Source organism: Bacillus sp. 220_BSPC, assembly GCF_001054655.1.
GTDB classification, from domain to species: domain Bacteria; phylum Bacillota; class Bacilli; order Bacillales; family DSM-1321; genus Peribacillus; species Peribacillus frigoritolerans.
In genome coordinates this window covers 1-9,267 of record NZ_JVPL01000197.1, presented here as the reverse complement: position 1 = coordinate 9,267, position 9,267 = coordinate 1, and the positions used below count along the sequence as shown (strand labels likewise).

The window sequence follows — 9,267 nt, the reverse complement described above, 5'->3', positions numbered from 1 at the left end:
AGATAACAATATTCATATACCCCCAAAATCCTTTTCTGTCTTTTTGAATTTCGACAAATCCTGTCACCAACATAAATGCCCCAAGGGAAAACATATAATAGGGCATTAACTCCAAGGTTTGAGCTATTAGACTATAACCTGATAGGACAATAACCACTATCGCTAAAATAATTCTAACCATTTTCAAAAATATATTTCCCCCTAAAAATTAAATTCTTTTACAATCATACCATTTAACACCTTTTCATTTGTATAAAAAAATGGAAATTACTTCTATCACTATCTTGCCCCGATGGTTCCATAAAAAAAAGCTGCCTTAAAGACAGCTCCGATCTCCAGCAAACGAACCCGTTACCTGCAGAATAACATTGTATAATACTACCTCATTGCACTTCCCAACATAACCATGCCAATAAATCCATATACAACGGTAACTCCCAAACCATACAAAATTAAGTTATCTTTTTTAAATAGTCTGATCAGTTCAAAGAAAGAAATTACAATCCGTAAAACCAACAATAGTCCAAATATACATAAAAATGACATCCCGAAAGCCATTGGAATCTCTGTCAATAACCTCATACCATCTGACTTATCATTTGAGATTACTCCAATTCCCATTCCAATATAAATCCACAAAAATGACCTCAATATCAATGTAAAGAATAAAATGTAGTAACGATGAACATTAGGTGCTAAAGAAGAATCCACAGACGTCATCCATTTTATAAAATACTTGATACATAACCTACACGAAATAATAGGATGTAACCACGCAAATATAAAATCTGTTTCATCGTCCTTAACATAAGAGTTCTTTCCAAATGTCATATTAATTATATTTGATTCGTTTTTCTTGTTTTTTTTCCTTTTCATCTTCAACAACCAATCTAATAGTCATAGTATAAATCGATATTCTTCAATCGAAATTATAACATAAACGAGAGTAAAACTTTTTCTGCGTTAAAGAGACATTAAGGTATAAAACAACATTAAATCACCTGCTTCCTTATTCAAGTATCCTAACCCGTTAGTTAGTTCACCTTCCTCAGAACACGAAGTACTTAATTCTAAATTTTTACAATTCATTGTTATGGAGTTTATAATGAAAATATATTCATTTAAAAACCGGAAGGGGAATGATATATGCTATCTGGAGGTTTAAAGTTTATAGTTGCAAAAGCAGATAAAGTTGATATGGATGTAAGGATGCAAATTTCTGAAATTTTTGCTGAAGGCTTTACACAATGGCTTGGCTATTTTTCCAAGGATAAAAACATCATTGCGAAGGCTTTTGCCCACATGTTTGTTTTAGATCAATTTTATGTAGCTATAGCAAATGATAAAGTTGCCGGCATGACGGCATGTACGGATGGGAAAACCTTCTCGGTAAAATTAAATAAAAAAGAGCTGAGAAAGCACTTAGGCTTCTTCAAGGGAAGCATGGCAGGGATCTTTTTAAAGAGGGAATTTGAAGCCCCTTATGAAAATTTCCCTTCAAATACAGGCTCGATTGAATTTGTCGGAACTGCTCACGAATTCAAAGGACAGGGTGTAGCATCTCAAATCATCCACCATATTTTTGAAAATACGCCGTATGACGATTACGTCATTGAAGAGGTTGCCGATACGAATATTCCGGCGATGAAATTATATAAAAAGTTGGGTTTTGAAGAATACAAAAGAAAGCCCCTTCCAGAAAAGATGTCCAAGAAAAATGGAATCAATAATCTTTTGTCTTTGAAGTATATGAAAAAGTAAGGAAAGAACGAAATGGAGGAAGAATTCTTGCCGAGAACAAAAGGACAATATGAGGCAATGAGAACTGCAACGAGAAATAAAATTCATTCGGCTGCAATAAAACTATTCGCAAAAAAAGGGTTTGCAGCTACAAATGTTCAGGATATTGCAGAGGGTGCAGGCATCAGCATCGGGTTAATGTACCGACACTATAAAACCAAAGAAGATTTATTTAATGAGCTAGTTTCCTATGCTGCAACAGGATTGGAAAAAATAGCGGAAAAGTTTCAAAGCGATGAGTCTCCAATTGAATTGATTCGACAGTTTACTTTGGAAATATTGAATGACCTTGAAAAAGATGATGCATTTGCAGAACTACTCATGCTAATGAACCAATCCTCAACGCTGGAACATCCATCTCTTCAAATTCAATATCTTAATGAACAGAGTGAAGCAATGTTAAACCAAACTGCCCGATTAATCGAAAAAGGTCAGAACCTTGGCCAGTTTAAACAAGGAAATGCTTCGGAAATGGCATTTTATTATTTTGCATCCTTACAAGGCTTAGCTATGATAAAACTTACCATGAAGAAACGTTACATTACGCCAAGTCTAAAAATAGTCACAGCGTTTTTGATTCCGGATTATCATGATTGAAGTAAAACCTGCGAACCTGAAACTCTATCCGAGGATAACATAGGCTCCGATTGAATTTGTTGGAATGGAAAAATATAGAGAAAATGTACTGCAACAACCATTATGAAATAAATTTTCCATTCCTTACTTTAATGAATTGATTTAGTGCAAAATCCAATGCGTTAAATCTTTATAGTCCTCAACAAACATGGCGCTTTAATTAAATAAAACGAGAGCACACTTGCATAATATGACTCTTCATTTATAAGCTCTTATAGGCCACCATCTAAACCGTCAATTTTCACCCCTCTACTCCATTCACGATCGATTTTTAATTCATTATTTGTAGTGGATATGGTTAATTCTCCTTCTTTTTCATAAATTTTAGATGAATTCTCGTCATAAACTTTAAATGTTGTTGTATATAAGTAATCTATTTTGCCATCACCATTTTTTCTTTGTTCTTCAAGTTTCACATCTTGTACTTCTATACTTTTATTAATTTGTTTGGATACCAATTCTGGCATTTGAAATTTCCGGTTAGCGATTTCAGCATTATATTGTTCTTCTGTTAAATATAATTTAATCTTTTCTGCGATTTCATCAAAAGTTGGGGGATTGGATGGATCTTTAATAGTATATAGTTCTTTACTATAGTTATTAAATAGTATTTCTGCCTCTTCTACTTTGACCACATTTTCCTCTTTTAGGGGTTTTTCTTCACTGTTTTCTTTGATCACATCTTTGTTACAAGCAACTGCACTAATAAACAATACAACCAAAAACAATAAACTAAGAATTTTCTTTATGATAGCCACCTCATTATCCTCAAATGAATCTACACTCTACATATTCTATACAAATTATGAATTACCCTTGTTCAACTAACCTGCCCCGTTAGTGCCATACGAAAAAGGCTGCCTCGGCAACCTTCCTTATTGAAGTAAAGCACCGTTAGTTTAAGTAGAAATCTTCACAATATTAATTTACATAAATATCATCCATTTTCCTTTAAATTAGAAGTTTTTTGTGTAAATGGGTTTAGTAATTATAATAATAGGGTATTTATGATTTGGCATATTTAAAAAAAGGAGATTAAATTATGGATTTGTCACTTGATATATATAAATTAATGAAATTCATCGAAGAAAATAACGAGGATTTTGAAGATTCATTATTAAACGAAGCATCTAATGTGAAAGACAAAATTGAAGAAATATTAATGGTCGGTAATATTGACCTGATAAATAATGCCCGTAAGCTGGTTCGATACATTATTGAGGGTGAAGAACAAGAGCTTCAATCATTTGCTAAACAAGAAGGTATAGCTTGGGCGACACACGAGATACCATTAACTTTCAAATTAGAGTGGGTGCAAGCCATTCGAAGAACTTTGTGGAAGTTCCTACAAGGATATAACGAGGTAACGAATCACGTTATAAATGAAGACTTTTTTTCTGTAGAAAAACAAATAAATAATCAAGTAGACAGGTTTTTAAATGTTTTTTTTATCACATATTCTCAATACAAAGATTCATTGATAACGGCTCAAAGAGAATTGGTCGAAAATCTTTCTGTGCCAATAATCCCAATAACACCCACTATATGTATTTTGCCTTTAATTGGTGCGGTGGATCTTTACCGAACGAATATTCTAGAGGAAAAAGTTTTAATAGAGATTGGAAAATTACGTATTCAAACATTGATTATGGACTTATCTGGAATTATGGAAATGGAGACTGAGGTAATTGATCATTTAATGAGGATTATTGACGGCACTTCATTAATGGGATGTACCACTGTGATTACCGGGTTAAGAGCTGAAGTGGCTAGCAATATGATACGCTTAGGAATGAGATTAAATGAAAAAGCACAAACATTAGGAACTTTACAACAAGCGTTGAATAAATACTTAATATGTTAAATACGGAGAATCTTAGAGGAGGGTCGCTTTGCCGACTCTTTTTCCTTATTCAATATATTCTGACCAACTGTCTAAATATTTTTCCTGCCTAGCAGTTACATCTTTGTATAAAAAATATAGTTAGGCATTTAATTCAACACCAATCAATTCGTTTTCTTCTTCAACTAACCTGTCCTATGGTTCCATAAGAAAAAGCTGCCTCAAAGACAGCTCCGATCTTCAGCTAAACCACCCATTAGTTTAAGTACAGTTCTTCATATACTGAATAAGAAAAAGAGGTGTCCCTGCTGCCTCCGTTGTTCAATTCAAGCACCTTATAGTTTAAATGTGACTATTCACAAACATCCATGTTTATTCATGCCCTATTTACTTATAACGATCGATAATTTATAGTTTGCATACTTGTTTAACTCTAATAAAAATTGATTTAACGCTTCATTACTTGGAAACCTGCACTCCAAAAGATAACAGCTATCTCCACTGATTTTATAATTATTGATGACATACCCCTCTTTTGTTTGGATAAATGAGAGATAAGGTTGATGATGTGTACCTTCTATATAGATATTGATAAAGGCATACGTAAAGCACCCTAATTTCGCTTGATTCACTTTAATGCTATACCCCTCAATAACCCCATTGTCCTCTAATTTCTCCACTCTAGCTGCGGCTGCCGGTCCTGTTAAGTGAACTCTCTCCCCTAATTCTTTCATCGTAATCCGGCTATTGCTACATAACTCCTCTATAATTCGCTTATCTGTTTGGTCCATCTGAACGTCAACTCCTTTCAAAAATAAAGTCAAACGCCTAAAATACTTTAATTTATCTGTGTATTTGAATCCTGCTCATATTATACACTTAACACTGTTAGGGAACACATGAAAAGAAAGGGAGTTGTAAAGATGAAGATTACACAAATTCGAAATGCAACGATAGTTGCAGAATATGCAAATAGAAAGTTTTTAATTGATCCGATGTTAGCAGAGAAAGGTACGTACCCGTCTTTCCCTGGTACGATTAGGCAAGATCAAAACAATCCTTCAGTGAGTTTACCAACCTCTGCTGACGATATTATTAGCGGAGTTGATGCAGTCATTGTGACTCATTTACATTTAGACCATTTTGACGAGGCAGCGCAAAGACTATTACCAAAAGATATTAAAATGTTCGTTCAAAATGAAGAAGATGCAAAGGAAGTCCAAAATACCGGGTTCCAGAATGTAGAGGTATTAACAAAGGACACTGTCTTTGAAGGCATCCAATTAGTTAAAACAAGAGGCGAGCATGGAAGAGGGGAAGAACTATTAAAGCGTATGGGGGAAGTATGTGGCGTTGTCTTTAAACATCCAAGTGAAAAAACATTGTACGTAGCTGGTGATACAGTCTGGTATGAAGGTGTACAGGAAGAATTGGATACCCATAAACCAGATATTATTGTTGTCAATGGCGGAGATAATCAATTGATAGAATATGGTTCTCTCATTATGGGTAAAGAAGACATCTATGAAGTACACAAGGCGGCTCCTAATGCTAAGATTATTTCTGTTCATATGGAAGCTGTTAACCATTGGACACTATCTAGAGAAGAATTAAAAAACTTTAGTAATGAAAAAGGATTCTCAAGTAATATGTCAGTACCAGAAGATGGTGAATCCTACAAATTTTAATATGACCACCGACAAATAGTGTCACGTTCCTATTTAAAAATAAGAAATAAAAGAAGCTCATAATTATCGAAATTTAATTATGAGCTTCTTCTAATTACAATATGAAATGTTCCAAGGATGACATCCAAACATGAAAAGCTACAAGGATATTTCGTTAGGAGGTAAAGTTCATGACAATGTCAGCAAAAGATACAAATGCCTCAACACACCAGCCTATATGGCTGCAAGAATATATTGATTCACCAGAAAGACAAATACACCTTTATAAAAAAACATTAAGAATTTTGATTCTTTCACAAATCTTTGGGGGAGCAGGACTTGGAGCCGGTATAACAGTAGGAGCACTTCTTGCACAAGACATGCTAGGGACTGAAAATGCGGCAGGAATTCCAACTGCCCTATTTACTTTAGGTTCTGCAGGAGCTGCCCTGCTTATAGGCCGGTCTTCGCAACGTTTTGGCCGCAGAGCAGGACTTGCAGGTGGTTTCCTTGCAGGTGGGTTAGGTGCTATTGGTGTTATAATTGCAGCCTTAACCAACAGCATCCCACTTTTATTTATTTCTCTTTTTATTTATGGAGCTGGTACAGCGTCTAATCTACAAGCGCGATATGCAGGGACAGACCTTGCAACAGATAAACAAAGGGCAACTGCTGCAAGCATGGCCATGGTTTCCACTACCTTGGGTGCTGTTGTTGGTCCTAACTTGGTCAATAGAATGGGGGAATTTGCGGATTCAATTGGTGTTCCAACCTTGGCTGGCCCCTTTATCTTGTCAGCAGCTGCTTTTATTATTGCCGGATTATTTATCTTAATTTTACTTCGTCCAGACCCTTTGGTTGTGTCCACAGCTATTGCGAATGCTAAGAAAAAAGACGATAGCTTACAGACAGGGACAAATTTAAAGAATGCTACCATAAACAAAAAGGGTGTTGTTGTAGGGGCTGTAATTATGATTTTGACTCAATTTGTCATGGCAGCCATTATGACAATGACACCAATTCATATGGGACATCATGGTCATGGTTTGGGAGAAGTAGGATTAGTTATAGGTTTCCATATAGCAGCTATGTACCTTCCTTCACCATTGACAGGTATATTGGTAGATAAGCTTGGCCGTATTACTATGGCTGTTGCTTCTGGTGCTACACTCCTAGCCTCTGGATTGGTGGCAGCTTTTACACCGGTAGGATCAATGCCACTGCTTACCCTGGCGTTAGTACTGCTAGGTTTGGGCTGGAACTTTGGTTTAATAAGCGGGACTGCTCTCATTATAGATTCAACACACCCATCTGTGCGTGCAAAAACACAAGGATCAGTCGATGTACTATTTGCACTTTCAGGAGCAGCTGGTGGGGGGGTATCAGGAATGGTAGTCGCTCATTCTAGTTTTGCAGCATTATCACTTTCTGGAGCCATTCTGTCACTAGTGCTTATTCCTGTAGTTGTTTGGTCTCGGAAAAGTCCAAGCAAAGAGCTATGATAGTTAGACTAATGTAGATATATCCCTATATAGTGAAATAAAAATATTAACAAGGCAGCTTTCAGCAAGAAACTGAAAAGCTGCCTTTATTCATATAGGAAGGCAACTTATAAAAAACAAGCTTCTAAAGAAGCCCAGGAGCTGTATAAGAAAATGAGGTTTTATGGAATCTCTTGTTGAACTTACCCGCCCCATTTGTTCCATAAGAAACTTCTATGGCGGCGCTCCTCGCCGCCACCATCTACTACGAAAATCTAAACTCAAAATAGAGTCTAACCCATTAACCCCTTGACAATAATGGATGATAACAATACAACCAGGCTGAACTTTTTTTGGTGGATCTTAAGGAAGATACCCTGTATAAGAAACTGGTTGTGACAGTATGGAAGAACCATTTAGTGTACTGCTAGTACGTATACAAAAATTTTTGTAACAAATCTCCTGTCATATGTATTGTTAATCTTTTTTTGAGGTGATTTCTCCTATGGAAGCAATGATTGAACGGTGTGCTGGCCTAGATGTACACCAAGAAACAGTAGTAGCCTGTGTATTATTTGGTCCATTAGATCAAAAGCCAAAGACCTCTATTGAAACATTTTCAACTACAACAACAGGACTCTTGGCTTTAAGTGATTGGCTCGCTACCCTTCAGGTATCCGATGTTGTGATGGAAAGTACCGGAGTCTACTGGAAACCAATATGGAATATACTCGAAGGTTCTTTTCACCTTGTTCTTGCCAATGCAAGACATGTCAAAAATGTTCCAGGACGTAAAACTGATGTGAAAGATGCCGAATGGCTTGCCAAGCTTCTAAGATGTGGACTTATTGAAAGCAATTTTGTACCACCGGAGGATATTCGTGATTTACGAGATCTTACTCGTTATCGAAAAAAATTGATTCATCATCGCACATCAGAACAGAATCGCATTCACAAAATTCTTCAAGATGCTAATATCAAGCTAACATCCGTATTATCAGACATTTTTGGTGTATCGGGACGCCGTATCCTTGAAGCGATTCTAAACGGTGAAAAAATAGAGACCGATGGTCTTCGAAAAATGGTGGATTGGCGAACAAAGGCAAGTATTACTGACATTGCCAGTGCAATTAATGGTCGTATTCGCCGTCATCATCGTGATATGTTGCGTTACCATTGGGAGCATATGAGTTATTTAGAAAAAGCCATAGAAGAATTGGAAAAACAAATCGATCAACTCCTGTCCCCCTATCGTAAGGAAGTAGAATTATTGGATGGAATACCTGGTGTGAACAAAGCTGCCGCAGCTACTTTTATTGCAGAGATGGGCGTTGATATGTCCGTATTTAAGTCAGCTAAACATCTTGCCTCTTGGGCTGGTGTGAGTCCTGGAAATTACGAAAGTGCTGGTAAAAAAAAACGAGTAAAACCACACAAGGTAACAAAGCTTTGAAAACGATGGCTGTAGAGTGTGTACTAGCGACATCAAGGCAAAATAATCGAATTGCTTCACATCGAAAAAGGATTACCAAAAGGCAGGGAAAAATGAAGGGACGAATCGCTTCTGCTCATTTACTACTAACGATTGCTTACAACATCTTAAAAACAGGGGAACCCTATCAAGAACTAGGCTCAAATTACCTTGAAGAAAAACAAAATAACAAAGAGTTAAAAATGATCGAATACCTAAAAAAGAAAGGCTATACAATCGATCCATCTGAACAACAAACTGCATAACCAGTTAAAATAACGACATAGTACATTTACGTCCTTCAAAAAAATTAGAATATGGTGGGCTTATTTAAGTATGGCCTTTCACTAAAGTGTTTTCATACAAAAA

General features: G+C 36.1%; 11 protein-coding genes. 7 read left to right on the top strand and 4 right to left on the bottom strand.

Translation table 11 applies throughout. The features are described 5' to 3' along the window. On the bottom strand, positions 1-181 hold a 181-nt coding region (locus tag ADA55_RS15290), incomplete at its 3' end, for a DUF3953 domain-containing protein (RefSeq protein WP_048685438.1). A 197-nt stretch (positions 182-378) separates the two neighbouring features. Beyond that, complete coding sequence (locus tag ADA55_RS15285) at positions 379-876, bottom strand: hypothetical protein (RefSeq protein WP_048685432.1); 498 nt, start codon at positions 874-876, stop codon at positions 379-381. Between the two features lie 270 nt (positions 877-1,146). On the opposite strand from ADA55_RS15285, the gene ADA55_RS15280 reads away from it, so the two are divergent. Then, positions 1,147-1,761, top strand: a complete 615-nt coding sequence (locus ADA55_RS15280) for a GNAT family N-acetyltransferase (protein WP_048685427.1) — start codon at positions 1,147-1,149, stop codon at positions 1,759-1,761. Positions 1,762-1,788: 27 nt separating this feature from the next. Then, complete coding sequence (locus ADA55_RS15275) at positions 1,789-2,397, top strand: TetR/AcrR family transcriptional regulator (protein WP_048685435.1); 609 nt, start codon at positions 1,789-1,791, stop codon at positions 2,395-2,397. Between the two features lie 251 nt (positions 2,398-2,648). On the opposite strand, the gene ADA55_RS15270 is transcribed toward ADA55_RS15275, so the two are convergent. Continuing rightward, positions 2,649-3,194: a hypothetical protein gene (locus tag ADA55_RS15270; RefSeq protein WP_048685425.1), complete on the bottom strand. Its 546-nt coding sequence runs from the start codon at positions 3,192-3,194 to the stop codon at positions 2,649-2,651. A gap of 284 nt (positions 3,195-3,478) precedes the next feature. On the opposite strand from ADA55_RS15270, the gene ADA55_RS15265 reads away from it, so the two are divergent. Next, positions 3,479-4,300 (top strand): STAS domain-containing protein, encoded by an 822-nt coding sequence (locus ADA55_RS15265; protein WP_048685423.1) that lies wholly within the window; start codon positions 3,479-3,481, stop codon positions 4,298-4,300. 362 nt (positions 4,301-4,662) lie between these two features. On the opposite strand, the gene ADA55_RS15260 is transcribed toward ADA55_RS15265, so the two are convergent. Next, positions 4,663-5,070 (bottom strand): Lrp/AsnC family transcriptional regulator, encoded by a 408-nt coding sequence (locus tag ADA55_RS15260; protein ID WP_034304420.1) that lies wholly within the window; start codon positions 5,068-5,070, stop codon positions 4,663-4,665. A 132-nt stretch (positions 5,071-5,202) separates the two neighbouring features. On the opposite strand from ADA55_RS15260, the gene ADA55_RS15255 reads away from it, so the two are divergent. The 4 genes from ADA55_RS15255 to ADA55_RS30565 all read left to right on the top strand — a co-directional run bounded on the left by ADA55_RS15255 (position 5,203) and on the right by ADA55_RS30565 (position 9,164). Continuing rightward, a complete protein-coding gene (locus ADA55_RS15255; protein ID WP_048685419.1) occupies positions 5,203-5,967 on the top strand; it encodes an MBL fold metallo-hydrolase in 765 nt (254 codons plus the stop codon). A 170-nt stretch (positions 5,968-6,137) separates the two neighbouring features. Further along, positions 6,138-7,448: an MFS transporter gene (locus tag ADA55_RS15250; RefSeq protein WP_048685415.1), complete on the top strand. Its 1,311-nt coding sequence runs from the start codon at positions 6,138-6,140 to the stop codon at positions 7,446-7,448. Between the two features lie 484 nt (positions 7,449-7,932). Next, entirely contained in the window at positions 7,933-8,880 is a 948-nt protein-coding gene (locus ADA55_RS15245; protein ID WP_213068208.1) for an IS110 family transposase, read from the top strand. Beyond that, positions 8,877-9,164, top strand: a complete 288-nt coding sequence (locus ADA55_RS30565) for a hypothetical protein (protein ID WP_054399254.1) — start codon at positions 8,877-8,879, stop codon at positions 9,162-9,164. The genes ADA55_RS15245 and ADA55_RS30565 overlap by 4 nt, the downstream gene beginning before the upstream one ends. Positions 9,165-9,267 lie beyond the last annotated feature (103 nt).

Bases quoted from the DNA above. Each gene is read 5' to 3' on its own strand.
- ADA55_RS15280 (WP_048685427.1), top strand. From the start codon at position 1,147: ATGCTATCTGGAGGTTTAAAGTTTATAGTTGCAAAAGCAGATAAAGTT.
- ADA55_RS15255 (WP_048685419.1), top strand. From the start codon at position 5,203: ATGAAGATTACACAAATTCGAAATGCAACGATAGTTGCAGAATATGCA.
- ADA55_RS15285 (WP_048685432.1), bottom strand. From the start codon at position 876: ATGAAAAGGAAAAAAAACAAGAAAAACGAATCAAATATAATTAATATG.
- ADA55_RS15265 (WP_048685423.1), top strand. From the start codon at position 3,479: ATGGATTTGTCACTTGATATATATAAATTAATGAAATTCATCGAAGAA.
- ADA55_RS15260 (WP_034304420.1), bottom strand. From the start codon at position 5,070: ATGGACCAAACAGATAAGCGAATTATAGAGGAGTTATGTAGCAATAGC.
- ADA55_RS15245 (WP_213068208.1), top strand. From the start codon at position 7,933: ATGGAAGCAATGATTGAACGGTGTGCTGGCCTAGATGTACACCAAGAA.
- ADA55_RS15250 (WP_048685415.1), top strand. From the start codon at position 6,138: ATGACAATGTCAGCAAAAGATACAAATGCCTCAACACACCAGCCTATA.